The 26,460-nt window shown below is 40.1% G+C and carries 30 protein-coding genes; 23 read left to right on the top strand and 7 right to left on the bottom strand.

The window, feature by feature from the left end; all coding sequences use genetic code 11:
• Position 1: 1 nt before the first annotated feature.
• Positions 2–472: a transcriptional regulator NrdR gene (gene nrdR / locus FWE37_02040; protein MCL2519774.1), complete on the bottom strand. Its 471-nt coding sequence runs from the start codon at positions 470–472 to the stop codon at positions 2–4.
• 490 nt (positions 473–962) lie between these two features.
• Between nrdR and FWE37_02035 the strand changes: the two genes are divergently transcribed.
• The 3 genes from FWE37_02035 (at position 963) to FWE37_02025 (ending at position 3,136) form a co-directional block, all read left to right on the top strand.
• Positions 963–1,556 (top strand): flavodoxin family protein, encoded by a 594-nt coding sequence (locus tag FWE37_02035; protein ID MCL2519773.1) that lies wholly within the window; start codon positions 963–965, stop codon positions 1,554–1,556.
• 157 nt (positions 1,557–1,713) lie between these two features.
• Entirely contained in the window at positions 1,714–2,298 is a 585-nt protein-coding gene (locus tag FWE37_02030) for a flavodoxin family protein (protein ID MCL2519772.1), read from the top strand.
• A gap of 235 nt (positions 2,299–2,533) precedes the next feature.
• Entirely contained in the window at positions 2,534–3,136 is a 603-nt protein-coding gene (locus FWE37_02025) for a flavodoxin family protein (protein MCL2519771.1), read from the top strand.
• Between the two features lie 105 nt (positions 3,137–3,241).
• On the opposite strand, the gene FWE37_02020 is transcribed toward FWE37_02025, so the two are convergent.
• Positions 3,242–6,112, bottom strand: a complete 2,871-nt coding sequence (locus FWE37_02020) for an InlB B-repeat-containing protein (protein MCL2519770.1) — start codon at positions 6,110–6,112, stop codon at positions 3,242–3,244.
• A 215-nt stretch (positions 6,113–6,327) separates the two neighbouring features.
• Here FWE37_02020 and FWE37_02015 point away from each other — a divergent pair, with 215 nt between their 5' ends.
• From FWE37_02015 to yiaK, 5 genes are all read left to right on the top strand, one after another.
• Complete coding sequence (locus FWE37_02015; GenBank protein MCL2519769.1) at positions 6,328–6,867, top strand: 50S ribosomal protein L25; 540 nt, start codon at positions 6,328–6,330, stop codon at positions 6,865–6,867.
• Between the two features lie 15 nt (positions 6,868–6,882).
• Positions 6,883–7,452 (top strand): aminoacyl-tRNA hydrolase, encoded by a 570-nt coding sequence (pth, locus tag FWE37_02010; GenBank protein ID MCL2519768.1) that lies wholly within the window; start codon positions 6,883–6,885, stop codon positions 7,450–7,452.
• A gap of 77 nt (positions 7,453–7,529) precedes the next feature.
• A complete protein-coding gene (tilS, locus tag FWE37_02005; GenBank protein MCL2519767.1) occupies positions 7,530–8,483 on the top strand; it encodes a tRNA lysidine(34) synthetase TilS in 954 nt (317 codons plus the stop codon).
• A gap of 88 nt (positions 8,484–8,571) precedes the next feature.
• Positions 8,572–9,018 (top strand): GNAT family N-acetyltransferase, encoded by a 447-nt coding sequence (locus FWE37_02000; protein ID MCL2519766.1) that lies wholly within the window; start codon positions 8,572–8,574, stop codon positions 9,016–9,018.
• Positions 9,019–9,034: 16 nt separating this feature from the next.
• On the top strand, positions 9,035–10,036 hold the full coding sequence (gene yiaK, locus FWE37_01995) for a 3-dehydro-L-gulonate 2-dehydrogenase (GenBank protein MCL2519765.1): 1,002 nt from the start codon (positions 9,035–9,037) through the stop codon (positions 10,034–10,036).
• Between the two features lie 9 nt (positions 10,037–10,045).
• Here yiaK and FWE37_01990 read toward each other — a convergent pair whose 3' ends face one another.
• From FWE37_01990 to FWE37_01980, 3 genes are all read right to left on the bottom strand, one after another.
• Complete coding sequence (locus FWE37_01990) at positions 10,046–10,801, bottom strand: DUF2807 domain-containing protein (GenBank protein MCL2519764.1); 756 nt, start codon at positions 10,799–10,801, stop codon at positions 10,046–10,048.
• A 207-nt stretch (positions 10,802–11,008) separates the two neighbouring features.
• Positions 11,009–12,523: a methyl-accepting chemotaxis protein gene (locus FWE37_01985; GenBank protein ID MCL2519763.1), complete on the bottom strand. Its 1,515-nt coding sequence runs from the start codon at positions 12,521–12,523 to the stop codon at positions 11,009–11,011.
• A gap of 206 nt (positions 12,524–12,729) precedes the next feature.
• Positions 12,730–13,299, bottom strand: a complete 570-nt coding sequence (locus FWE37_01980) for a HutD family protein (GenBank protein MCL2519762.1) — start codon at positions 13,297–13,299, stop codon at positions 12,730–12,732.
• Between the two features lie 161 nt (positions 13,300–13,460).
• On the opposite strand from FWE37_01980, the gene FWE37_01975 reads away from it, so the two are divergent.
• The 6 genes from FWE37_01975 to manA all read left to right on the top strand — a co-directional run bounded on the left by FWE37_01975 (position 13,461) and on the right by manA (position 20,506).
• A complete protein-coding gene (locus FWE37_01975; GenBank protein ID MCL2519761.1) occupies positions 13,461–14,369 on the top strand; it encodes an ABC transporter permease in 909 nt (302 codons plus the stop codon).
• A 34-nt stretch (positions 14,370–14,403) separates the two neighbouring features.
• On the top strand, positions 14,404–15,225 hold the full coding sequence (locus FWE37_01970; GenBank protein MCL2519760.1) for an ABC transporter permease: 822 nt from the start codon (positions 14,404–14,406) through the stop codon (positions 15,223–15,225).
• On the top strand, positions 15,226–16,623 hold the full coding sequence (locus FWE37_01965) for an ATP-binding cassette domain-containing protein (GenBank protein ID MCL2519759.1): 1,398 nt from the start codon (positions 15,226–15,228) through the stop codon (positions 16,621–16,623). It begins immediately after the preceding gene.
• 48 nt (positions 16,624–16,671) lie between these two features.
• The gene (gene priA, locus FWE37_01960) at positions 16,672–18,603 is read left to right on the top strand and encodes a primosomal protein N' (protein ID MCL2519758.1); all 1,932 of its coding nucleotides are present in this window, start codon (positions 16,672–16,674) and stop codon (positions 18,601–18,603) included.
• 152 nt (positions 18,604–18,755) lie between these two features.
• The gene (gene msrA, locus FWE37_01955; GenBank protein MCL2519757.1) at positions 18,756–19,250 is read left to right on the top strand and encodes a peptide-methionine (S)-S-oxide reductase MsrA; all 495 of its coding nucleotides are present in this window, start codon (positions 18,756–18,758) and stop codon (positions 19,248–19,250) included.
• Positions 19,251–19,336: 86 nt separating this feature from the next.
• Positions 19,337–20,506, top strand: a complete 1,170-nt coding sequence (gene manA / locus FWE37_01950) for a mannose-6-phosphate isomerase, class I (GenBank protein MCL2519756.1) — start codon at positions 19,337–19,339, stop codon at positions 20,504–20,506.
• Between the two features lie 18 nt (positions 20,507–20,524).
• On the opposite strand, the gene FWE37_01945 is transcribed toward manA, so the two are convergent.
• Positions 20,525–21,748: a class I tRNA ligase family protein gene (locus FWE37_01945; GenBank protein ID MCL2519755.1), complete on the bottom strand. Its 1,224-nt coding sequence runs from the start codon at positions 21,746–21,748 to the stop codon at positions 20,525–20,527.
• 134 nt (positions 21,749–21,882) lie between these two features.
• Here FWE37_01945 and FWE37_01940 point away from each other — a divergent pair, with 134 nt between their 5' ends.
• The 3 genes from FWE37_01940 to FWE37_01930 all read left to right on the top strand — a co-directional run bounded on the left by FWE37_01940 (position 21,883) and on the right by FWE37_01930 (position 22,914).
• On the top strand, positions 21,883–22,116 hold the full coding sequence (locus FWE37_01940; GenBank protein MCL2519754.1) for a hypothetical protein: 234 nt from the start codon (positions 21,883–21,885) through the stop codon (positions 22,114–22,116).
• A 98-nt stretch (positions 22,117–22,214) separates the two neighbouring features.
• Positions 22,215–22,382 (top strand): hypothetical protein, encoded by a 168-nt coding sequence (locus tag FWE37_01935; GenBank protein MCL2519753.1) that lies wholly within the window; start codon positions 22,215–22,217, stop codon positions 22,380–22,382.
• Between the two features lie 37 nt (positions 22,383–22,419).
• Entirely contained in the window at positions 22,420–22,914 is a 495-nt protein-coding gene (locus tag FWE37_01930; protein ID MCL2519752.1) for a hypothetical protein, read from the top strand.
• 1 nt (position 22,915) lies between these two features.
• On the opposite strand, the gene FWE37_01925 is transcribed toward FWE37_01930, so the two are convergent.
• Complete coding sequence (locus tag FWE37_01925; protein MCL2519751.1) at positions 22,916–23,320, bottom strand: thioredoxin domain-containing protein; 405 nt, start codon at positions 23,318–23,320, stop codon at positions 22,916–22,918.
• A 170-nt stretch (positions 23,321–23,490) separates the two neighbouring features.
• Between FWE37_01925 and FWE37_01920 the strand changes: the two genes are divergently transcribed.
• Genes FWE37_01920 through FWE37_01895 form a run of 6 tightly spaced genes read left to right on the top strand, consistent with a single transcriptional unit; the run spans position 23,491 to position 26,263 of the window.
• The gene (locus FWE37_01920) at positions 23,491–24,006 is read left to right on the top strand and encodes a hypothetical protein (protein MCL2519750.1); all 516 of its coding nucleotides are present in this window, start codon (positions 23,491–23,493) and stop codon (positions 24,004–24,006) included.
• 57 nt (positions 24,007–24,063) lie between these two features.
• Entirely contained in the window at positions 24,064–24,606 is a 543-nt protein-coding gene (locus FWE37_01915; GenBank protein ID MCL2519749.1) for a GNAT family N-acetyltransferase, read from the top strand.
• 13 nt (positions 24,607–24,619) lie between these two features.
• Complete coding sequence (locus FWE37_01910; GenBank protein MCL2519748.1) at positions 24,620–25,060, top strand: GNAT family N-acetyltransferase; 441 nt, start codon at positions 24,620–24,622, stop codon at positions 25,058–25,060.
• 19 nt (positions 25,061–25,079) lie between these two features.
• On the top strand, positions 25,080–25,391 hold the full coding sequence (locus FWE37_01905) for a DUF3795 domain-containing protein (protein MCL2519747.1): 312 nt from the start codon (positions 25,080–25,082) through the stop codon (positions 25,389–25,391).
• 6 nt (positions 25,392–25,397) lie between these two features.
• The gene (locus FWE37_01900; GenBank protein ID MCL2519746.1) at positions 25,398–25,820 is read left to right on the top strand and encodes a GNAT family N-acetyltransferase; all 423 of its coding nucleotides are present in this window, start codon (positions 25,398–25,400) and stop codon (positions 25,818–25,820) included.
• Positions 25,821–25,831: 11 nt separating this feature from the next.
• Complete coding sequence (locus FWE37_01895) at positions 25,832–26,263, top strand: GNAT family N-acetyltransferase (protein MCL2519745.1); 432 nt, start codon at positions 25,832–25,834, stop codon at positions 26,261–26,263.
• Positions 26,264–26,460: the final 197 nt, after the last annotated feature.

The following is a 26,460-nucleotide window of genomic DNA, read 5'->3' as shown; positions in this document are numbered from 1 at the left end:
TTTAATTATTCATTTCCTTTATAATAGCTACAAATTCTTCAATATTATCAAAATTACGATAAACGCTGGCAAAACGTACATAGGCCACTCTGTCTACCTCGTAAAGCTTTTTTAATACCAGCTCACCCAGTTGGGTACTGGCAATTTCGCCTTTAGCCCGGCCGGCCTTTGCTCGCCCCAGCTCGGCGGCTTCGGTTGTTACCCAGTCGATAATATCATCTATATCGTCTGCACTAATGGGCCTTTTGCGCAAGGCTAGCTCGAGGCCTTTGCGTAGCTTTTCGCTATCAAAGTGCTCGCGCTTATTATTTTTTTTAACTACCTTAAAAGGTTTTTGCTCAATTTTTTCGTAGCTGGTAAAGCGGTGGCCGCATTGCAAACACTCGCGCCGGCGGCGAATAAAATCGCCTTCATTATTACTGCGCGAATCCATAACACGGTCGTTATCTATAAAACAAGCGGGGCAACGCATATACACTACCTATAGGTAATTAAGTTAAAAAGTTTCCTTTTGTACCATAACTATAGCATACCAATTTTATTAAAACAAGTAGTTTTTAGCTGTGCTAATAGCCATAAAACAGATTAATAACAAATTATGCTCAAGTTTTTTATTAACAAACCGATGTACTATAAACAGATGGTAACTATTTAAAAAAAGTACAAAAAAACTAAAAATTTTTGCGTAGTTTGTTACTACTTAAGACAATTAAGTGCTGCGGTTATTATAAATAGGTTTAGTAATTAAATTCACTTTTTAGCAGTTGCTTTTTTACAAAAGGCAGGTTATAATATAGTTGTTTTGTAACTAGGGCCGTTTTTATTATTGCAAGAGTAAAGCAACTCTTTTTTATTTAGCAAATTATTTTGCTGCCGCTTGTAATGATAAAATTACAAAATAGCTTTCTTATCTAATAAGATATGTTGTTATAATACTAAGTATAATTATAAGGAAAAAATGCATGAATGTTACAGCCATCTTAGCAAGTCCCCGTCGCCATTCGGCCAGCAGTGCCTTTGGCGAATATTTTTTAAGTAAACTTGCCGAAAAAAACAAAGCCGGCTGTCATATTAACAAATTTATTTTACGCGGTATGCAATATTCGGGCTGCAAGGGCTGCTATTTTTGCCAAACTAAACAAGACAACTGTGTTTTAGATGACGATTTAACCGAAGTTTTTCAAAGCCTATACAAAACCGATATTTTACTTATTGCTACCCCTATTTATTTTGGGCGCGACCCTAGCCAGCTGGCAGCTTTTGTAGATAGGTGCAACCAGTTTTATGTGAGCAACTTTTTAATTTCTAACGAAAAATCTAAGCTGACCAAAGGTAAAACACTGGTTTTACTAACCACGCAAGAGCAAGCCGGTATTCATCGCTATCGCGACCTGCATAATAGCTTTCATTTTTACTTTAAACAATTTGGTTTTACCAATTTTTATGCTATCAGCGAAGATTTACTGAGTATCGAGTTTGATTTAAACGACCATAAACACTTTTATGATACTATCGATGCTTGTGTAGCTAAAGTGGCCGAGCCCTTTAAGCCTTAACCTTGACCAAGTTTTATTTAAAATCCCCTTATTAATAAGGGTTTTGTTTTACTTAAGTCATTATAAATTTTAGCTTAACTTTTTCTTGACTTCCCCATGGTTCAGTGTTATAATACTATTGTTTTGATTGAAATATTTAAGGAGGGGTTATAAATATATGAATGTTATAGCAATACTGGCAAGCCCTCGCCGTAACTCGGCCAGCAGCGCCTTTGCCGAATATTTTTTAAATAAGCTCACCGAAGAAGATAAAGCCGGCTGTAATATTAACAAATTTATTTTACGCGGTATGCAATATTCGGGCTGCAAGGGCTGCTATCTTTGTCAAACTAAAGCCACTGCCTGCGTTTTAACCGATGACTTAACGGAGGTTTTTGAAAGTTTACACCAAGCCGATATTTTATTTATAGCTACCCCCATTTATTTTGGGCGAACGCCCAGCCAATTATTAGCTTTTACAAACCGCCTTAAGCAGCTTTCTATAGATAATTCTTTAACAAAAACAAGATTACCCGGCGGTAAAACTGCTATTCTACTAACTACACAGCAACAAGAAGATGTTCATTATTATCGCGATTTACGCAATAGCTTGCACTACCAATTTAAACAATTTGGGTTTACCAATTTTTATACTATAGGTAAAGGTTTACTGGGTATCGAATTTGATTTAAATGACTGTAAAGACTTTTACGATACTATCGATGATTGTGTAGCTAAAGTGGCCGCACCTTTTAAGCGCTAAAAATTTATAGTACTACAGCATAAAAATACTTAATTGCTTTTTTATGCAAAACACAAAAGGGCTTGTTTTTTTACGTTTATTTAACGATATTAAAGCTAATTACAAATAAGTAAATTATGTGTTCGTTGTGTTATATAATCTTAGCTGCTATTAACTTAATTTTTGGTTGATTTTTTTACCGGCAAATGTTATAATACTCTTAATCTGACTAAAGTGTTTAAAAAGGTATAGATATATGAATATTACTGCTATTTTTGCCAGCCCGCGCCAAAACTCGGCCAGTAAAGCTTTTGGTAAATATTTTTTAAATAGAATTGCCGAAAAAAGTACGGTTCAATGTAATATTGACACATTTACTTTGGGTGATATGCAATATGGGGGCTGTAAAGCTTGCTATCTTTGCCAAACAGAAGAAGAACTAGGTGTTTGCAAAGAGACAGACGATTTAATAGAGGTTTTTGCTAGCCTGCGTAAGGCCGATATTTTATTTATGGCTACTCCTATTTATTTTGGCAACTTGCCTAGCCAATTAAAAGCCTTTACGGATAGATGTAAGCAATTTTTTATGAGCACCGCTTTAGGTTTAGGCCAAATATCTAGCTTACCCAGTGGTAAAATCCTTGTTATGCTAACCACTCAACAGGTATACGAAGTTACTAAGTACGAAAAACTACGGAAACTCCTTCATTATTTTTTTAAACAGCTTGGTTTTACCGACTTTTATTTTATAGGCGAAGATTTACTGAGTATCGAGTTTGATTTAAACGAACATAAAACTTTTTATAATATTATTGATAACTGTATAGATACCATAATTAACCCCGCCGATAGGCTATAAACAGCCGGATAATTAAATCCCCTTCGTTAACGAAGGGGATTTAGCAGGTTACCTATAATTTAAGCACCTTTATACTTAAAGATAAAGGCGCTTTATAATTTTTATTTATTGCCATTGGGCATAAACGGTTAAATTATTATTAACAAGTATCCTATCACCGGGGGCTAGTAGGTTGCGGGCATTTTCCACGCGCCAACCGGCAAAACTTTGACCGGCCGGTGGGGTAAAGCTGTTTTGCGGCAGCACAATGTAATCGGCGCTGGCGCCTGTAGTTACAGCTGCTGCTGTCCCGCTGCCGCCATTAGCGTTAAAGCTTACACTGTGGTTAGCAAAAGGCCTAAGCGCACCTAAACCGGTGGTATCCACAATACTGCCGGCTCTGGGCCGTAAAAAATCGCCCCATAAAATATCGCCATTCCCATCGCGTTGGATAAAGTTAATGGTATCGGCTATATTACGCACTAACGCATCTTTACTGGTACCTCTAAGCATACCGGCGCCTTCGGCGCCCGGCCTAATAAAGAGCGGTCTGCTTACCGAGACGAAATCGGCCTCCGTAATGGTAGTGCCATTAAAGTTGGTAACGCCATTCACATTAAGGGCGGTGTTGGTAACGGTGCCCGAGATAGAGTCGTTGCGTACCCAACCGGTTACTCCCGTTGTACGGGCGGTGCGTACCGAAACCGAATTAATAATTTCGTTGCGTACTTCGGCGTTAGGGTCTACCCTTAAGAAGAAGTTTTGGTCAACGGCATCTAAAGCGGTGGCGTTAATCACACGAATGTCGCCGGGGTTAAAATTATCGGAAAAGTTGGCCATAATGTTGTCAAAGGCTATGCTGTTAATTAAAATGTGGTCGCTGGCTTGCGCCTCACCGCCAAATTTAAAACCGTTAGAACCATTGGCAAAGGCCACCGCTCCATCAAAAAGGATAGGCGCACTTGGCCCTGTCGATACGTTGGTAAATAAATCGTAGCCATCGTCTTCGTTGTTGTGGGCTACCGTACCACGCAGCACATTACCGGGCCCTACACGTTGTAGTTTATAGCCGTCAACTTGGTTAAAGTCGCCGCCTCTTAGGCCGTAACGAGCAGTGGTGTTAAGCAATAGGTTACCACGTTGCCAAGTACCTTGCGGCACACCGGCTCCGGTACCATTAACCTGAAAGCCGGCATTGCCTACGTAAAATTCGGCGATAATTCTTTCAAGCACGTTAAAATCGGAGTGGGTAGTGGCAGAATCGCGTATCTCTACAGGCACAACATTGTTAGGGCCTAAGCGGTTATCCATATCGGCGCCACCGGCACTAAAGCCCATCACATGCCAGTAACTTGCACCCGGTTCAATAGCAATACGCCTAAATTTTATCTGGTTAACGGGTACACCGGGTGCCGGCATTATGCGTGCCAAGCTATCGCTAGGGTCGGCGGTAAGGGCATTAAGCGGGTTATTTAACCTTTGCGGAGTAACGGCGGCCTGTGTAATGGCCCCGCGTATACCGCGTATGATTAAATCGTAATCGGTATAATTGCCGGCCACAACATAGATGGTTTGGCCGCGCTCAACTACAGTTAAGGCATTTTCAATCGTCATTAGGTTAGCTGCCGAGCTACCCGACCCATTACCGCTAGCCGACCGGCCTGCCCAGATAACCGGCCACGAAGCCGAAACTTTATTTGGGTTATGGTTAATGGTAAAACTGCCCGTTACTACATCGCGGTTTGGGGCATTAGCCGCGGTAGGGGTATAACGCCAAGTAAATTCGTTAGCACCGGCGGTTAAGGTTACATCACGGCGTACATCAACATAAGCGGTTGTTGTTACATTATTGGCTATCTCTGCACCATTATGGCTAATAGTGATAGTACCGGCGTAATTAGGCAATAGGGTTAAGGTATAAGCGCTTAAGCCGGTTTCACCGCTAACCGAGCTATTAACTACGGCAGGTGCCGGCCAGCGGTACCCTTGATGAGGGTTAGCGGTAACCTCGCCGTTAAAGCGGCCGGTTCTTTCAAGATGAATATCTTCTACCAAGATACGGGCGCCGCGAGCAGCAAAAAAGCCCCAAAACATTGTAGAGCCATCGATACGGGTAGCGATATTTTGGTCGGCCACATGCATACGTGGCGAAATAATATCAAGCCCGTCTTCAGAGAAAACAGTGGTAAAAAAACCTTCATCGGTGCGTTCAATTTCGTAAATAAAGCGAGTGCTAAGTTCGGCACGGCTGCTAAAGTTGGTAGTTTCTACCACACTAACGGCAGCGCCAATGGCGTTATTTAACATCGTACCATCGCGGCCAAAAGCGCCGTAGAAGGTAGGGCCGGCATTGGTGCGGCCAAAAACACCCAAAGCGGTAAAGTTAGAGATAGCCACAGTTTCTTCGGTAGAGGGGTCGATAGGGTCGGTTCGTGGCGGCCCTAAGGTATCGCGTACCATTAAACCGGCAGCAACTTGTCCGTTTTCGGCCATTAAGGTATCGCGGCCAAAGTTACCCACGTGTAATAACGAAACGGTACCGCGCATACGGTAATTAAAGCGGGCATCTAGCTCGGTGTACAAAAAGGTAAGGCCGTCTTGTCCGGCGGCAATTTTACCGCCCCTGCTTTCGATGATAAATTGGTCGTCTGCTCTAAGCCGTACAGGGCTGCCGTTACGCATAGCGGTGGCTCGTTCTTCGGCGCTAGGAACAAAACCGGCGCGGTTATCGTTGGCGGTGTTACCTGTTGCCGTGCCGTTACCCGGCGCACTGGCTCTTTGCACAAAGACCGGGTTGTGCCAAACGTAGTTGACACCCATTTGGGCCTGACCGGGAGCGTTGGCCCCAAGGTCGAAGGTAAGGTCGACCGATTGCCCAAAGGCTATCGAGTTCCAATTAACATTGCGGGTAATATCCCTAGGGCCATCGTTATTGCAGCTAGCAATGGCTAAGCTAACGGCCGTTACGGCAGCGATAGCTTTAAGTTTTTTAAACATAACTTCCTCCTTTAAGTAAGTTAGCATAATACTTTATCATTATAGCATAAGATTAAGCTTTATGAATATATCAATTACAATAATTTTACAACTAAGCTTATTTTGCAGTCCAAAAAACTTATATAAAAGCGGCAGTATCGCCTCTTGCCAAAAAAGTTTAAATAGGCTAATATAAACAAATTGTTTGCTAATAATTTGAGGAGTTATTAAATATAATGGATAAATTGCTATTAAAAGCCGAAGAACGTACCGATTTTGGCAAAAATGCCATGAACCGCCTGCGTAATAGCGGAAAAATTCCGGCTGTAATTTATGGACAAGGCACTGTAAAACATGTAAGTGTTGATGAAGGCGACTTTAACTTAAAATTTAGGCACATTTCGCCCAAAACCATTGTACCGCTAGAGTTAGCCGGTAAAAAAATGGAAATTTTAGTACAAGATTTTCAGCACGATATTGTGCGTGATAAAATTTTGCACATCGATTTTTACGAGTTTGTTCGTACCGCCAGTGTTAAACGTAAAGTAACCGTTAAATTAGTTGGCACACCGGTTGGTTTACGCGAAGGCGGCAGCCTGCAAAACCTTTTGGCTGAGCTTGAGGTGGAAGCTATTGAGCGTTTTATCCCAAGTGTGATAGAGGTTAATGTTAGCTCGCTTAAAGTGGGTGATAGTATTACGGTAGCCGATGTTAAAGCCGGCGAAAATGCCAAGTTTGTAACTAAAGGCGATAGCGTAATAGCCAAAGTAGCTTAATAGACTAACCGGCTTATGGCAGCTTTTTTGTTAATGGGGCTTGGTAACCCAGGCCCTGCTTACCACCTAACACGGCATAACGCCGGTTTTTGTGTGTTAGATAACTTTGCGGCTAGCCACGAAGTTATTAAGCACAAAACGGCATCTAACTATAGTTACACCAAACATTTAGTAAACGGTGCAGTTTTTTATTGCGTTAAACCTTTAACTTATATGAATTTATCCGGTAACATCTTGAATGACATTAAAAAAAAGACCGGGTTAGATACCGAAAATTTAGTAGTTATTTGTGATAACCTCGATTTACCGCTCGGTCGTTTAAGGTTAAAACAAGGCGGCGGTAGTGCCGGTCAAAAGGGACTGCAAAATATTATTGAAAGAGTGGGAACAGCTAACTTTGCCCGGCTTTATGTAGGTATTGGCCGGCCGCAGCCACCCTTTACAGTGGTAGATTATGTGTTAGGCCGCTTTCCACCAGTAGAAGAAGAAATTTTTTTAGCCGGTTGCGCCGGTGCCGCTCATTTTTTAGCCCAGCTTAATGGCACTAACTTTGCAGAGGTACAAGCTAAAATAAATGCAGGTTAATAAAAAAATTAAAAATGGCTTTATACTTTGTATGGTGTTTAGCACTTTTTTTCTTTATGGGTAAGCTAACAAAATAAATGACCATAACTCAAAAGTTTATACAGGCTCTCAAGAGTTTTTCTTTAAAAGATACCATCATTGTTGCTTGCTCCGGCGGCAGCGATAGTATGGCTTTAGCCGCCCTACTGGCCGAGACTAAACAGCTACATCAAAAGGAAGTAGTTTTAGCTCATTTTAATCATGGTCTGCGGCCGGCGGCTGAAACAACTGCCGACCTTGAGGTAATTAAAAGTTTGGCTAATCGTTATAACCTAAAATTATATGTGGAGCAGGCTAAATTAACGATAGTAAAAAACGTAGAGGCAACGGCTCGTAATGCTCGTTATAGCTTTTTAGAAGAAGTAGCCGCTAATTATAACGGGGCGAATATAACCACTGCCCATACGGCAAATGACCAACTAGAAACGGTTTATCTTAGGTTTAGCAGCAAAGCGGGATTAATGGGGTTAAAGGGTATCCCTGTTCAGCGCGGGATAATCATCAGACCGTTACTATCTGTTTATAAGCATGAACTAGAAGATTATTTAGTTAAAAAACAAATTGTTTGGCATAACGATAGTACTAATAACGATACTAAATATAAACGCAACCGGCTAAGACAAACCTTGCCCAGTTTTAATCAATTAGATTCAAACTTTAATACCGCTTTGCTTAACTTGGCTAAACGCGCCGATGAGGGCGAAACTATGCTTAACTACTTAGTAGATGAGGCGTTAAGCCATTTAATTGTTAGTGAAAATAGTTTTGCCTTGCCCTTAAGTAAATTTAACCAATATCCGCAGGTGGTACAGCGGCAGTTACTTTATACCCTTTTTAATAAATTAATGAAAGGTAAAGTATCACCGGCTTTTAGGCTGCCCGAAAAATTTTTACAGCTTAACTTAACTAAACAATATCCGGTTTTAGCGCAAGGTTTTGGGGTAAAAATTATTAAACAAAAAAGTTTATTAATTATGGCTGCCAATCCGTAAAGAGGTCAATTAAAGCTAAGGTTACATTGCCTTTTTTGCCGCTATTTTATATAATAAGGTTACACGATGTAAAATTAAGGAGATAGCGATGCACTTTGAAATAACCAATTTAACCCACGATGAAATTGAGCACTTAGAAGAATTGCTCGAAAAATATGACTTTAATTTTAAAGGTTATAAAGCTATCGATGATATAGATATAGGTATAAAAGTTGATGGCAAGCTGGTAGCCGGTATTAGCGGCCGGATAACCGAATATAAAATATTATATGTAGATACTCATTTTGTCGCTGCCGAATACCGTAATAAAGGGCTGGGTAAAAAGCTCCTATTGGCCTTAGAGGACGAAGCCCATAAACGCGGGGTTGGGACTATTAGGTTAGATACCTTTAACTGGCAAGGGCCTAAATTTTATCAAAAGCTGGGTTATAAATTGGTGGGTCAATACGAAAATAAAGAAGAAGGATTTGCCGAGCTTTTTTTTGTAAAAGATTTAACTGCTGGCGGCAAAGCTATAAAAGCCAAAATTAAATAAAAAAGGTAAAATTTTTATGCGTGTAAGCTTTAACGAAATGCTTACTGTAATGCAAACATGCTTACTAAAGTATGGTGTAAACGAAGATATTGCTAAAGAATGTGCCCATAATTTAGCCGAAAATAGCTTAAGCGGTGTTTATTCGCACGGGTTAAATCGTTTTCCGCGTGTTATTGCTATGTTAAAAAATGGCCATATTAAACCTAACAACCGGCCAACTTGCCTAGAGGCTTTTGCCGCCCTAGAGAGATGGGACGGTAATCTGGGTATGGGCAATACCAATGCTATTTTTACGATGAATAGGGCCATTAATTTGGCCGAAAATTATGGCGTAGGTACGGTAGCTCTGCGTAACACCAACCATTGGCAGCGCGGCGGAGCCTTCGGAGTGCAGGCGGCCAAAGCCGGCTATATTGGCCTTTGTTTTAGTAATACTATGCCTAATATGCCTGCTTGGGGGGCAACCGATAGAAGGCTAGGTAATAACCCCTTAGTATTGTGCCTGCCCTATAAAGATGATTATGTAATGATAGATAGTGCGATGTCGCAATTTTCTTATGGAGCCCTCGAACGCGCCCGGTTAGAGGGCAAGGAGCTACCGGTAGCCGGCGGCTACGATAGCCATAACAATTTATCGACTAATCCGGCCGCTATAGAAGAGACTAAACGCTTATTACCAATGGGCTTTTGGAAAGGCTCTGGTTTTTCTATCTTACTCGATTTACTAGCCGCTACCTTAGCCGGCGGCCTTGCCGTTTGCGATATTGGTCGGCAAGGTAATACCCCTACCGATGAATATAATCTTAGTCAAATATTTATTGCTATAAAAGTTAATGATAAAGCCGCCAATGACCAGTTAGTTAGCCGTGTTATTGCCGATATTAAAGCTTCGTTACCTATGAACGCCACTAGCCCGGTATTATACCCCAGCGAACGGCAAAAAGAGCTTTACCGCCAAAATAGCCAACTAGGTATTCCGGTAAATAAAACTATTTGGGAAAATGTTTTAAGTTTATAATTCTAAACTTTAGTGGCTGGCGGCCGTTACCCTACCGCTGCCGCTAATGTTAGTAGTTACGCTTGGCGGGTTGCCGCTATATTCTATCCGGCCACTGCCGCTTACGGTGGCATTTAAGCTATTGGCAACATAAACCGCCGCCCGCCCGCTGCCGCGCAGAGTAATAACGGAGTTATTTATGGTAAAGCTTTCACCACTAAAGCGTCCTGAGCCCGAAATAGTAATGTTGGCATTGTGGCTATTACCTAAAATGGTCATACGACCGGAGCCGGAGATGGCTGCCGTAAGGTTTTCACCGGTAAAATTGCCGTTCAAACGGCCTGAGCCCGAGATAGTAATGTTAATATTAGAGCTATTACTTAAAACAGCCATACGGCCGGAGCCGGAGATAGTAGCTGTAAAGTTATTAGCCTGTATGGTATCATCGCTGTTAAAACGTCCTGAACCCGAAATGGTAACACCGCTTAAAGTTGGAGCATAAACCTCTATAAGCAGTTCGGTAAACCAATATAAACCACTTTTAGTGCCTATCTCTAAGGTATTGCCCCTTATAATGGTTTCGACATTATCGATAAGGTTAGAATCGGCCTTAACCACCACTCGATAATTTGGGCTATGGTGAAACTGCACCCGGCTACTACCGTTAATACGAATAGCCTCGAAAGCGGTAACAGCACGCTCTTCGGCAATAATAATACCATTACCTCTAAGGCAAGAGGTAAATAATAAACTTATAAAGATGGCTAAGATACCTAATTTTTTCATATTACCGGTATTGTAACATTTATAATAGAGTTTGCCAATAGCTTGGTGGGGTTTTTAACCACGGGAAACCCCGTTATTAGTACTATAACGCTGCGTGTTATTGTTTTGGCTTTTTTAGTAAAGGCCTTGCAGGCATGGTATAAAAAAGTAAAATTAAAAGCTGAAGAAACTTTAATACCAAAGGAATAGCTATGCTTAATTTTATTATCAGTTTTTACTAATAAATTTATCTTTACTCCTTACTTTAAAATGCAAAACCGTTTCCCTTAAAACAGTGGCCGAACTACTAAGAATAGTAATGGCTTTAACTAACTCTTCGGTGCTGGCGGTGTTGTTATGGGTAGAGCTATCTAGCTGGTGCATGGCTTGCTCTATTTGGGTTATGCCTGCCCGTTGCCCACGGCTAGCTACGGCAATTTCCTGAATAAGCTTAGCCGTTTGTTGAATTTGCGGCACAATTTCGTTAATAAGCGTACCGGTGTTTTCGGCAATGAGTAAGCTTTCTTTGCTTAATGCAGCTATCTCGGTAGCGCTTAAACTGCTGCGCTCGGCTAGTTTACGTACCTCACCAGCTACGACGGCAAAGCCACGCCCAGCATCCCCCGCCCGCGCGGCCTCAATGGCGGCGTTAAGAGCCAATAAATTGGTTTGGCTGGCAATTTCTTCAATAACAATAATTTTTTCGGCAATACTTTTCATAGCCGTTACGGTTTGGTTTACTGCCTTACCCCCTTGTAGGGCATTGGCGCTGGCCTGTTGCGCAATGTGTTCGGTTTTGCCGGCATTTTCGGTGTTGTTTTCGATGGTGTTTACCATTTCTTTAATGTTTTCACTTATCTCTTTACTACTAGCGGCTTGTGTACTGCTGCTTTGCGAGATGTGCTCGATAGAGCCATAAATATTAGTTATGCCATCGGTAATAGTTAAGGTGCTACTTTGCACCTTAGTGATGGCCTCAACTAATTGCTCTTGCATAACGTTAAGGGTTGAAGCAATATCGCCTATTTCATCGCGGCCTGTGCGTTTAATGGGCTCTCTAAAATCCATTTTGGCTAATAAATCGGCCTCTTGGTTAATTTTACGAATGGGCAACACCAGCTGATAGCGGGTAAAAAAAATGGCAAAGATAAGGGCAATAACCACCGAAATACCCAGCACGCCAAAGAGAGTAAACAGCGTATTTTCGCGTGAAATGTTAATATAGGTCATATCGTAGTCGGCGGCCCAAACGGCAATAACGCGGCCATTTTCTATAACGGGTAAAAAGCCCGCCACAAAGGTGCCAAATTCGTCGGTAAACATATCGGTGGTAACGGGCTGGCCCGTAATAAAGGCAGCCGAAATTTCGGGCGGCGTTTTTTCCCATTCATAGCCCACATAGGCCATGTAAGTAGAGGTTAAAAAAGAATAGTGGCTGCCTTGTTGCTGTACCAAGTAAATAAAAGCTAGCCCAAAGTTATCGGCTATAGCGGTTAGGCTTTTAATAAGCTCGCTATGAAAGGCGTCATCTATACCTTCGGTTTCAAGGTGGCTAACCATTTGGCTGTTAATAGGGTGTAAATCGTACACCAATGAAAGCACATTGGTTAAGGTGCTTTCATAACTATCGCTAACAAAGCGTTGATACTGAAAAAACAGCGGCAAGGCGGCAATAGCAAAAACTAGCGAGCCTAGCGCCAAAAATAAAAAGAAGAATTTCCACCTTAAACTATATATACCCATAATATATTTATTCCTTTTGTTAGCAAATAATCCCTTATTAAAAAGGACACATTTAATACCATTATACTTATAATGCTTAAGCGCCATATTTTTTAGCATGAATCCTTAGATTAGTCAAGCTTGTTTTTTTTGAATATCTTTTTTTATGCTAAAATTTTCTATATTTCATATTTTAGTACCTATGCTGGATAGTTACCCTTTTGCCGTTATTTCTTAAACATCTGAACGAGTATAACAGAGTTTTCCTTTGGCATAATAAGCTTAAAGTTGTCTAAACTATCTATTTCTAGTAAAAGGAGGTCGCCTTGCTCAAGAATGTATTTTTGACCCAGCACAAAGGCTTTTACTTCGTCATTTAAGGCATACAAAGCAGTAAACCCAGCTGTAAATTGATATTGGCCGCTCTTACTCACAGCCTGCATTTTACCGTCCCAGCCGTCAGCTAACATAAGGCCAATATCTGTACACCGGCCGTAAGAAACTGTTAGCCACTCGCCGGCAAACTTGGCGACCTCAAAAGGGTTAAGTTCTGCTTCGCCTTGTCCGGTAAAGGCTAACTTCAAGGGCGCATTTAACGGCATTAAAATACGCCGGTAGCCGGGTAAGCTGGTAAAAGTTGAGGGGCTTTGGTTAACCGTTGCGGTAGAAAGGCGAAGTTGAAAGTTACGCTTAGCATAACTTGCCTCTGCCGGATATAAAAAAAGTTGGGTGGTACACCCCCCACCCCAATTACTGGTAGAAAATTCTTCTTTGCTTATTAGAGAAATTTTTTGCATATCTCTCCTCCTTCCCCAAAAATTAAAGCTATATTTTACACTATTTTTTCTAACGTGTTTCTCTATGTTGTCATTTTACAAAATTTAAATATTAAAATTTGTTGATATAAAAGCTATTAAGCAGCCTTGTAAAAAAGGCCATTAAATATTAAACTGACTAGGTGGTTCAATATATTGTTAATAGGTTAATAGTGGCTTTTTTAATGCTGATTGCTATCTCTTTAATCATTTTTTATTTAATGTGGCTTATGCCGGGCGATGCTTTAACGGCTTTTTATGACGAAGACAGCCGTAATTTACTTGGACTAAACCGCTCTTTTGGACAAAGTTACTTAAGCTGGCTAACGGCTTTGTTAAGCGGTAACTTTGGCTTTAGTTATCTTTATCATCAGCCTATTAGCGCCATTATCGGGCCGTTTTTAAGGCTTTCTTTGGTCTTACAAAGTTTGCCGTTCTTCTTGGCGTTTTTATTGGCCATTTTCTTAGCGGCTTATCAAGGCTATAATTTAAACAAGCCCCAGCAAAAGGTGTTAAGTTTATTAATGCTGCTTATTGCCGGTATCCCGGTAATGATATTAGCTTTAGCTTTACAATATTTGTTCGTTTTTAGATGGCCGCTCTTTCCTCTTTACAGCGTAGCGGCGGCTTTTAACCAAAGTATTTGGCCCAGCCTTATTTTACCGGCTTTTATTATATTTATAAGGTACTTAAGTTTATTTAGCCGCTATCTAAAGGAACATTATATTACCGTTTTTAGGCAGCCTTATAGCGAAATGGTTCATTTTAAAGGCGGCGGCACTACAGCCATATTTATCCATAGTTTAGCCCCGCTTAGTGCGGCTTTTATCCAGCTGTTTATGCTTAATTTGCCCAGTTTACTCAGCGGCAGTTTGGTGCTGGAAACTATCTTTGGTTTGCCGGGCTTAGGCCGGTTGTTTTACGAGGCCGTTATTGGCCGCGATAGTGCGCTGGTACTTTTTTTAGCTGCCATTTTCGCCGGTGTTTTGTTATTGGCCAGTATCATAGGCGATTTGCTGGCGGCTTTAATTGATAAAAGGATTGCCTATTAGGCAAAAAAGCTCTATACTGTATCCGGCTAAAACTATGGCAAATATTAAATTAAAGATAGGCTTAATATTAATAATTTTAATAACTTTGCTGGTTATTTTGCTGCCGGCTTTATCACCCTACAGCGCCCATAGCATTAATGTAGAAAAGTTGAGTTTGCACCCCAGCTGGCAGCACCCGCTAGGCACCGACCGTTTAGGGCGCGACTATCTTACCCGCCTTTTTTTAGCGGGGCGGTTAAGTTTATCTGTTGCTTTATTTTCGGCCTTATTAACCACTTTGCTGGGGTTAATTGTGGGCCTAAGCGCCGCCTTATTGGGCGGTAAGGCGGATAAAATACTTATGCGGCTGGCCGAGCTGATAAGCAGCTTACCTTTTATCCCGCTGGCCATTATTTTAATGGCTTTTTTAGCTTTTCAGCTTGATGCGGGGAGTAAAACATTATTTATTGTGCTATTAATTGCTCTGCTTAGCTGGCCCAGTACCGCCAGATTAATGCGCGGTAATATTTTGCATTTAAAAAATGAAGATTACTTATTAATAGCCACCGCTATGCAATTAAACTTGGCTCATAAAATAAAATATTATGCTTTGCCGGCTATTTTACCGCAGCTGGCCATTAATAGCGCCGTTAATTTTGGCCGTGCCTTAACTAGCGAGGCTACGCTTTCTTTTTTAGGGTTAGGTTTTACCGAACCTTTGCTCTCTTGGGGAACATTACTGGCTGCCGGCCGCAGTTTTGATGTGCTTACCAACCAATATTATATGTGGTTAAGTAGCGCCATCTTACTGATAGTTGCCCTGCTGGCTGTAAATTTAATCGCTGAAAGCGCCCGCACTTTAAGGAATAAGAAATAAATGCTGTTAGCCGTTAATCATCTTAAAGTAGCTATAAATAACAACACTATTATTGATGAAGTCGGCTTTAATTTAAAAGCCGGCCAAACTATGGCTTTATTAGGTACCAGTGGCAGCGGGAAGAGCACGTTATTAAGGGCTTTAATGGTAGCCGCTAACTTAAAAATAAGCGGCAGCATTTTCTTTAATGGCCAAAACTTATTATCTATGAGCAGCAAGCAGTTACAAGCTGTACGCGGTAAAGAGATAGCTTATTTGCCGCAACAGCCTTTAGCCGCTTTTAACCCGGTGCTTAGCTTGGGTTACCAACTTACCGAGGCTGCTAAGTTGCATAAGCTGCCCGCAGCTGTAAAAGAAGAGCGTTTAAATTATCTGCTGGTTAAGGCTCAGTTACCGAAAGGGGTGCTAAAAAAACGAGCCGAGCAACTATCCGGTGGTATGGCAGCCCGGTTAATGCTGGTAATGGCTTTGCTTAATAGCCCCAAACTGTTAATTAGTGATGAACTCACAGCTAGCCTTGATGAAGCTACAGCCAAGCAAATTATGCAGTTTATTAAAGATGAACAGGCCGAGCGGGCAATGGGGCACCTTTTTGTTAGCCACAATTTAGCTTTAACGCGGCAATTTGCCGACAGGGTTATGCAGCTTAAAGAAGGTAAACTTAATGAGATAAATAAAGAGAGCTTAGTTTACCCTATTAATAAGGAAAGACAAACGGTTCAAATAGATAGCAAAGCTAAACCGCTGCTGCAATTAACGGCCATCAATAAAAGTTATGGTAAAGAGCAAGTATTAAATAATATTAATTTAACCATTTACCCGCATGAAACTGTGGTATTATTAGGCAAAACCGGCAGCGGTAAAAGTACTTTAGCGCGTCTTATTTTGGGGCTAACTAAGGCCGACAGCGGCCATATTGTTATAAACGAAAAAGCCGTTATCCCGCTGGCTTTAATTTTACAAGAAAGCAGCCGGGCTTTTAATCCTTATCAAAATATGCTTTTTAATTTAAGTGAAGCTGCCTTAGCTCACAAACTGTATAGTAAAGCCGAGCTAAAGTTAAAGATAGCCGAGCTTTGCCACCAATGCGGTTTACCCGAAGAATTGCTTGGCCGCAAAGCTTATCAGCTTTCGGGCGGGGAGCGGCAGCGAATGGCTATTATTAGGGCCTTGCTTTTAAAAGCCGGCTTAATTATTTGTGATGAAGTAACCAGCAGCCTAGACAGCTTAAGTAAAATAAATATTATCAATTTATTAAATAATTTAAAAGATAGCTATGGTTTAAGTTTTTTATTTATTACTCACGATACCGAATCGGCCGCTTTAATGGCCAGCCGCTTGTTGCTCTTACAAGACGGTGTTTTAACTACGGTAGAGAGCACGCTGGTAACAAGCTAAGAATAACCTTTAAGTTTGTCTCTTTATCTACCCGATGGTAATGGTAAAATGTATATCGAAGTTGTTGTAAAATCGCCTTTAAAACAAAGTTTTACTTATAGTGTGCCGGACGGTTATATGGTGCAGCGAGGGTGCAGAGTCGAGGTAAGCTTTGGCAGCCGCACCCTTACCGCTATTGTGGTAGCCATTAATGCAGCTAAGCCGGCCGATTACGAAGTAAAACCCATTAATAAAATAATAGATGACCAGCCATTATTAACCGAAGAGCTTATGAGCTTGGCCGAATGGTTGGCCGGCTATAGTTTTGCCAGCTTAGGTGAAGTGCTTTTTGCCATTATCCCCAGCAGCCATAGCGATAAAGAACGGATGGTTATTACCTCGAATGAAGTTAGCGAAGATAAATATTTAACAATTCATCAGCAGTTAGCAGTCCAAAATATTTTAAACGGTAGTGCTAAAAATAATTATTTATTGGGCGTAACGGGCAGTGGCAAAACGGAGGTATTTTTTAAACTTATCGAAGAAAGTTTAGCTTTAGGCCAAAGCGCCATCTATTTAGTCCCAGAGATAGCTCTTTCCCGCCAAATGATTAACCGTATTAAAGGACGTTTTGGCGATATTGCTCTTATTAATAGTAAACAAAGCCCCAACAAACGTTTAAAAGATTGGCGGGCTATGCAAGCCGGCCAGATTAAGCTGGCCGTAGGCACACGCAGCGCTGTTTTTGCCCCTTTAGTTAATTTAGGCCTCATTATTATTGATGAAGAGCAAGATAGCTCGTATAAAGCGGCCTCTACGCCGCGTTATCACGCTCGGCAAGTAGCTATGCGGCGCAGCCAAAGCGGAGCTAAATTAGTTATGGGCAGCGCTACTCCTAGCTTAGAGGCCTATTATGCCATGCAAAGCGGCTATTTTGCCCGGTTTAATTTAAACGAACGCGTTATAGATGGTGCTAAGCTGCCGGCCTTAAAAATTATCGATATGCGGCGCGAAAAATCTTTGTTAAGCAAAGAGTTAATTGGTGAAATAATTAAAACTAAAGAGCTAGGCAAACAAAGTTTAATTTTACTTAATAAATTAGGGTTTGCTTATAACTATAGCTGTAACTGCGGCTTTGTGCTTACCTGCCATCAATGTTCGGTGGCTTTAACTTATTATAAAAAAGCCGGTAAACTTAGCTGCCACTATTGCGGGTACGGAGTGCCGCCGCCTGCCGCCTGCCCGCAGTGCGGCTCGCCCAGCGCTAGCTATCATAACTTTGGGGTAGAGAAAATAGAAGAAGAGCTTTACCGCTTATTTAGTGGTTATCGTATTTTGCGTTTAGATAGCGAAGTAGCCAAAAAGAAAAGCGAAGCCGAAGCTATCATTAAAGAATTTAGTGCAGGCAAGGCCGATATTTTGCTGGGTACCCAAATAATTGCTAAAGGGTTTAACTTTCCGCACTTGCGTTTAGTCGGCCTGCCGATGGCTGATGTAGGGTTAAGTTTGCCCGATTTTAGAGCTGCCGAACGTACCTTTAGTTTAATTAGCCAAGTGGCCGGCCGGGTTGGCCGCTTTGGTGAAGAAGGATTGGTACTGGTGCAAAGCCATAGGCCGCATAATGCCGCTTTAAGTTATGCCCTAGCTAACGATGTGGAAGGTTTTTACCGGCACGAGCTAACTATTAGGCAGCAAGCAGGCTTTCCGCCCTTTAGTAGGTTAATTAAGATACTTTTTAGAAGTAAAGATGAAGTTAAGGCTATTAAAGCCGGTGAAGATTTTGCCGCTAACTTTAAGGGTAACTTAACGAAGGCCGATGAGTTGCTTGGCCCGGCCGAAGCTCCTATTAAACAAATAGCTGCTAATTACCGTTACCAAATAATTTTAAAAACGACGGCCTTTAAGCAGTTGCATTTAGCCGTAGCGGCTTACTTTGCGACTCATAAAAGCCCAAGCGGAGTTTACATCGAGTTGGAAAACGACCCGTTATCGGTAATGTAAGTTAATTAGAGTAAATTACCTTTATAATTTTCCGTTATTGTAAAATTATTAGGCAGGGAGTAATTTTTGCAGCTAAAATTATAGCCTAAAAAAGCCAAATATTGTAAAATGCCTTAATAGTAATATTTGTCTTAATAAAGGGAGGAGTTTTTATGGAACAACACAAAGCTTACTTAGCTTGCGGCTGCTTTTGGGGCGTACAGTATTATTTTGATAAATTAAACGGTGTAACAGCTACCACCGTTGGTTATATGGGCGGCAGTGCCGAAACGGCTCATTACCCTCTTATTAAAGCCGGCGGTACAGAGCATAAAGAGGTGATAGAGGTTATTTATGACCCGGCTAAATTAAGTTACCGCGAGGCGCTTAAGTTTTTCTTCGAGCTGCACGATTTTACGCAAACCGATGGGCAAGGGCCGGATATTGGTACGCAATATCTCTCGGTAGTTTTTTATCAAAATAAGGCCGAACAAGAAAAGGCCGAGCAATTAATAACCTATTTAAACAGCCTAAACTATAAAGTAGCCACTAAACTAGAGCCGTTTAGTAATTTTTATAAAGCCGAAGATTATCACCAAAATTATTATGTTAAAAATGGTGAAGAACCTTATTGCCATTTACCTAAAAAGCTAAATTGGGATAGGTAATTTAAAGCGTGGCTTTTAGAGGATAAAGACTACCCACCGTTAATTTAGCGTTGTAACATCTTATTAATTATGTTAAAGTAAGAATTATGAAAAAGCTTTACCGCCTCATACCTATCATCAAAAATTACGAGTGGGGTAAGCGTAATGGCTTTAACAGCTTAAATATAGTTAATACAGATGGGCAGCCGCAGGCCGAGTTATGGTTAGGCACTCATGAAGCTGGGATAGCTATGGTAGAAGATGATGTCGGTAAAAAAACTCCTTTAAATTTATTTTTAGCGGCTAATCCTAGTTTGATGGCTGATAAACAATTATCTGCTTTAAATTTTATTTTTAAAATTTTAGCGGTGCAAGGGCCGCTCTCTTTACAGGTGCACCCTAAGCAAACCGAAGCCGAAGCAGGTTTTAGTTACGAAAATAACTTGGTTAAGAATAATTTAATTAATCGCAATTACGTGGATAGTAAAGGCAAAAATGAAATAGTTTGTGCTTTAAGTAAGCAATTTTGGCTGCTTTGCGGTTTTAAGCCATGTAAAGATATTTTAATTACCTTTAAGCAAGCCGGGTTTACCACTATGGCAGACAATATTAGCAGGTTTGAAGCTAATCAAAGCGAAGAAGGCTTAAAAGCCTTTTTTAGTTCGTTATTTTTGTTGGAACCCGATAGTGCAGCCTTATTAATAACAGAGGCCCTTAATTACGCCGCTTTGCAAAAAGATGCAGCTGCCGGTTGGGTTATTAAGTTGCATAAGCTTTACCCGCACGATGTTTGTATTTTAGCGCCGCTCTTTTTAAATTTATTATTGCTGAATAAAGATGAGGCTTTATATATAGAAGCTAATACTTTACATTGTTACTTAGAGGGTATGGCCGTTGAGGTTGTAGGTAACAGCGATAATGTGCTGCGTGCCGGCCTTACTAAAAAATATACAGATATTAACGAATTAATAAAAATAACCAACTTTACCTCGTTGCAGCCCAATGTGTTACAAGCTAATAGTAAAGGTAAATTTATAACAGCAAATAAAGGGTTTGTCTTGCAAAAAATTACGGTACCTGCCTATAAAATAATGGCAGCTGACAACTGTTTTAGCATAACGATGTGTTTAGCCGGCAGCGTTAAATTTGCCAGCTTTGATGGCAGCTTTAGCCTTACTTTAAAGCAAGGTGAGGCTATTCTCATTCCGGCTGGGGCGGGTGGCTATCAGCTAGAGGGCGAGGGCGAACTTGTGAGCGCCTTAATGGAAGTAAATTAAAAAAGTTTCCTTTACCGGCTAGTTTTTAATTAAATCAAGTTGTAGTACTGTATTTATCTTGTTAAGAGTGGTTATCACTTTGGCCTCTTCGTTAGCGGCAATGGTTTTATTTTGTTTTAAAGTTAAGGTCATCGCTTTAATTGCTTTAGCTACCGCTAAATCGTTGTCCATATTTTGGCTAAAGGCTAACTCTAATTTACCGGCTAATCCGCTGGGTTGGTTGCTTTTATTGCTAAGCGCCTCTTTAATTAAAGTTTTAAAGTTTTTTAAATTACTGCCGGCTTCGGCAAAGTTGGCTTTGGTAAAGTTAAGTCTTTGGCGATAATGTTTAACGGCCGTTAAAAAGTAACGAATATCCTCGCCGCTGTAACCTTGTTTTACTAAATCTTCGGGGTAGTAGATGTTACCTAAACTTTTGCTCATTTTTTTATCATCAATATAAAGATGAGCGCCGTGCAGATAGTAATTGGCGTAAGTTTTACCGGAGGCGGCCTCCATAATGGCAATGTTATAGTCGTGGTGGCGGATAATATTATCGATACCGCCGCAGTTAATATCTACCTGTTCACCTAACGCTTGTTTAATAATGGCCGGGTCTTCCACATTCCAGCTGGGGCGGCCTTTGCCCCATGGGCTATCCCATACGGCAGCGGCAGCGCTATTTTTATTGTTAGCTTTGTGCCACAAAATAAAATCACCTAAGTTCCAGCGCATACCGGGATAGGTATCTAATTTATATTGCATACGTTTTTTTGGCCAGCGGGCCATAAGTTTTTCGCGCCCATACAGTTTACCAAATTGTTCAAATTTTAAAGGGTCAAAAAAGATGGAGCCTTTGTCGTTGTAGGCCACCCCTTTAGCCAGTAAAATTTCGATAAGCTTAATAATTTCGTTTATACTATCGCTGGCATTAATAATAATAGGTTTTTTAGCTTTAAGCAGCTGTAAATCTTTTAAAAACTGTTCTTTAGCCGGCTCGGTTTGGGCAAAAACATTAAGGCCGGCTTGGTTAGCAGCCTCGACGGCTTTATCTTCTATATCGGTAAAGTTCATAGCACGGGTAACTTCGTAACCTTTGTACTCAAGGTACCTTACCAAAATATCTTCGTACAAAAAGGTGCGGTAATTACCTAAATGCGCTCTTAGATAAACCGATGGCCCGCAAGTAAACACCTTTACTTTACCGGCCTCGCGGCTATTAAATTGCTGCAACTGTTTACCCATACTGTTAAATAAAAGCACCTGCGCCTCCTATCTTTTAAAGCAATTATCTGCTACTATGAGTATAACAAAAATTTTTATTTAAATCAATTATTGGCGGTATGAAAATGAGCCCCTATTTCAATAATTTGAGTATTTTAGGCGCAATAGTTATTATGGTTGTGATTATTACCATTATTATCTCTATTATACAAGAACTGTTAGACCGTAAATATAAATCTAAGATTTTAACCAATATAATAACTATTCCCAGCACGGCAATTATTTTGGTAGCTGTAGCTTTTTTAATAAGGTGGTTAACCGGTGATACCGATGTTTTTATAGTAGCTATTATCGCTGCTGTTGTTGTTATGTTATTAATAATTAATGCAGTAATAGCTATTGATTAAAAGCAGTTTATGCAATGAGTTAGCCGCTAAAATTTTTTGTTGATAAATAAGAATTGTAGTGTTATAATGCAATTATCTTAAATATTGGAGGTGATACAATGAAGAAAGTATTACTCTTAATAGGGTTGCTAATGGCAACGAGTGTTTTTGCAACGCCTGCATTTGGTCCTATGGGCGATGGTGGTATGGGGAACGCTGGCGGCGCTTCAGGTGGTGGTGCTGGTGGCCCCGGTAATATTATGAGTGGTTGGTCTCTTCAGCTGTAATTAATTACCTTTTAACAGCTATTTTAGGAAATAAAATATGGGTAACTTTCTTAAAAAACTACCTTTGGATAAACTACTTTGTTTTGCCATAGCTTTATTGATAACCGATGGCTATTTGTATATAGGAATGATTGCTCAGCTGATAGATATAGAGCTAGGCGGTTATGTCGATTGGGATAGGGAAATATTTAAAGCTTTAACGGGTTTGGGTAACACCCGCGAGATACATAATATGTTTGCTTTGTTTGGCCTGCGCGGCGGGCTCTTTACGCTGGCGCTTGCTTTTTTAGTTGGCTTTACTTTAACTAAAATTATTATCAACAAGCTGGCAGTGGTTATTTTAGAGAATATAATATATAAGTACATGAAAGAGAACACTTTAGTAGAAGGTCTTAGCTATAACGGCCCTTTGGAGGCTGTTATTAAAAGCAAAATAGAGCAGCTGCCTCTTTCGGGCGATTTAAAACGTTATTTATACGCTAAATTAACTAACATTTTTGTAACTAATGGTTTAGATAAGGCTCTTGTGTAGCTTATTCATCTATGGCCGCTAAAACTTCGTTAAGCTCATCGTAAGTTAATAAGCCGCTAAAGTTGTACAGCCGGCCATCACTCGTTATAAAAATAAAGGTGGGGATAACCTCGATATTAAATAAAGCCAGCAGTTGACGTTCGTTATCTATATTTACCGTATAAAAGCTGTAGGCACTATAATTTGCCGCCGCTTTGTTTAAGTTGGTCAGTAATTGGTTATGGGCGGGGTGCCAAGCAGCGCTAAATAATAATACAACGGGGTGGTTGTTATGCGGCTGCCAACTATCCAAATGCCTGTAATTAAAAATAGTTTGCCTAAAGCGCGCCTCTGTTAGCTCGCTTACCGCCGGCCGGCAGGCGGCTAATAAAAAAAAGAAGGGCGCTAGCTTGATAAGTTTAACCATAAAAAAAATATAGCAAAAATTTGTTTTTAACGCAATTAGCGGTAATTTTAATGAGTAGGTAACTTCTTTAAAGGAAGCGAAGAGATATTTTTTAAAAATTTTTGTTGACACATTAAAGTAGTAACGTGTAAAATATAAGCCAGTGTAATTAATTTATAGCTGAGGTGAATATGATAAATTTACTTAGGAAATTACCGCTAGATAAAATACTGTGTTTTATCGTGGCTTTGCTTATAGTTGATGGTTGGCTGGCTTTTGGCATTAGCTTTCAGGCCATCGATTATGCGGCCGCTAGTAATTTTAATCCCGATGCCGGTCAAGTTGATTGGGATAACGAAATCTATAAACTTTTAACTAGTGATGATATACATGGTATGTATGGTCTTTTTGGTTTTCAGGGTGGGTTGGTTATGTTAGCCATTGTTTTTTTAATAGGTTTTTCCTTAACTAGGGCTCTTGTTAATAAATTAGCGACCATAAAGTTAGAAAATATTATTTATAAAGGTATGCGCACTAAAAGTTTAGATGATAGCCTTAGTTATATTGGCCCTAGCCAAATTGAGCTGGAACGCAAGCTGGAAAGGTTACCTATCTCCGGCGATTTACGGCGTTACTTGTATGTCAAATTGGTCAATATATTTGTGTCTAACAATTTAAACGGAACAAATCAATCTAAAGCTTCCTAAAAATAGTTTGTACTTTTTGTAAAGTCTTAAGAACCAAGTGAAAGAGCGGGTAAATAAATGGATAGTAATGTAAAAATAAAAGAATTAACCTCAAGCGATATTGAAGGTAATTTACTGCTTAATTTTAATAGGTATCAAAAAACCGATAAATTATGGACTAACGAAAGCGGTAGCTGGCAGTTGGTAGAAGAAGGTTACAGTTTTGATTGGAATAAAGATAAAAAAGAAAGTATAGCTAAAGAGTTTTTACATATTATTAATAACAAAAAAGGCTGTGTTTTTGCTGCTTATAACGGTAACAATTTAATTGGTTTTGCTATGCTTTTAAACGATAAATTTGGGACAAATTTAGAGTATGTACAATTAAAATATTTGCATGTATCTTACGAGTACCGGCATCAAGGCATAGGTAAACATCTATTTAAACTGTGTGCAGATAGAGCGAGAGAGTTAAATACCGGTAAGCTTTATCTTTCGGCCAACGATTCGGAAGATACGCAGCGGTTTTATTTAACTTTAGGTTGCACAGATGCAGCGGAGATAGATAAAAAACTGGCGGAGGCCGAACCGTACGATAGACAAATGGAATATATTTTATAGAGGGAATAAAGTGATGATTAAATTAAAAGAGGTTACAAAGGAAAGCTTTGAAGAGGTTATCGCTTTAAAAGTTGACGAAAAACAGGAAGGTTTTTTGCGGTCTAATATTTATTCTTTGGCTCAAGCTAAGTTTTATCCCGAGATGTGCCCGCTGGCCATCTATGATGATGATGAAGTTTTGGTTGGCTTTTTAATGTACAGAACCGACCATCTTAAAGGAAATAGTTATTTAATTTTTCGTTTAATGATTGATGAACGGTATCAGGCCAAAGGTTATGGGCGAGAGGCCTTAACAATACTCATTAAAAAATTGCAAAAAGATAAAAGCCGTGATACCATATATATTGATGTAAAACCCGAAAATAGTGTGGCGATAAAGCTATATAAAGAGCTAGGTTTTATAGATAAGGGTAAAATAGTAGAGGGTGAGATAGTTTTAGAGTTGTCTTATTAAACTATTTAAGGAGGGTTAAATGGAAAAACTCATAGCTTATTGCGGTGTAGATTGTGCCGAGTGCGGGGCCTATTTAGCCTTTAAAAATGACGATTGGGCTTTACGTGAGCAGACGGCTGCCGAATGGAACGAAGCCCATAAAGCCAGCTACACGCCGGAGATGATTAACTGCACCTCCTGCAAAAGCAGCGGTGTACAGTTGGAGCATTGTGCCGGCTGCGAAATACGCAGTTGCGCTAAGCAAAAAGAGGTAATTACCTGTGAAGAATGCGGCGAATTAGCAAGTTGTAAAATTATGGCTGGTTTTGGTGATAGATGTGTTGGCGAATAAGGTGAAATGATGACTATTAAAATTGCCGGTAAAAGTGATGTAGAGGGCATTTACGAATTAAATGCCCTCTTTGAAAATGATAATACTAAAGATAAAATAAAGAAAAATATTGAAAGCGCCGGAGAAATTGTTTGTATTGCTTATGAAGGAGATAAGGCCGTTGGCTTTTGTGTGGGGTTAATTGTAAAAACAATTTGTTACAAAAATTGTCGTTTGGATATAGAAACATTATTTATTAAAGAAGCGTACAGAAATAAAGGTATAGGTAAAAAGTTATTGCAATTTATGGAAAAGACGGCCTTAGCCAAAGGGATAACTCATTTTCATTTAGTAACTCAGCAAAATAATCAAGCCGTAAGAAGTTTTTACGAAAAGATTGGTTATAAAAATACCGGTGAAATATTGCTGGATAAAACATTAGCGCCTTAAGGGGAAAAACTATGATTGAGTTAAAAGAAGTTACCAAAGAAAACTTTGAAGAGGTTATCGCCCTAAATGCCGGTGATGAGGGTAAATTTGTGGCCGGTAACCTTTATTCTATGGCTGAAGCGAAGGTTTACCACGAGGCGACACCGCTAGCCATTTATAATAATGAAGTTTTGGTGGGCTTTTTAATGCACGAAATCGACAGCGATAACAATAACCATTACATTTGTCGTTTAATGGTTGATAAAAAATATCAGGCCAAAGGTTATGGTAAGCAAGCAATGGAGGTAATTATTAAAAAATTACAAGAGGATAAAAGCCGTAATAAAATAGTTATCAGTGCCGAGCCTGACAATAGTGTAGCTATTAAATTATATGAGAAGTTAGGTTTTAAATTAACCGGTGAAAAGGTTGATGGCGAAGATGTGCTGGAGTTAATTTATTAAATATGGTTGTTTGTGGTAGATAGGGCGGAGGATATTTTAGTAGTGTAAGACTTTATCCGTAGGATAAGGGAGTTAGGTGGACTAAGGTCAAAAAATTCAAAAAAATCTTAAAAAACTTTGGAAAGGGGTTGACAAAAGGTTGAGGATATGTTAAAGTACTTTTCGTTGCCTGAGAGCGATTGAGGGCGGCGTTGTTA

This window comes from Spirochaetaceae bacterium, assembly GCA_009784515.1.
Lineage (GTDB): Bacteria > Spirochaetota > Spirochaetia > WRBN01 > WRBN01 > WRBN01.
The sequence above is the reverse complement of the archived record's forward strand: the minus strand, read 5'-3'. Positions and strand labels throughout refer to the sequence as shown.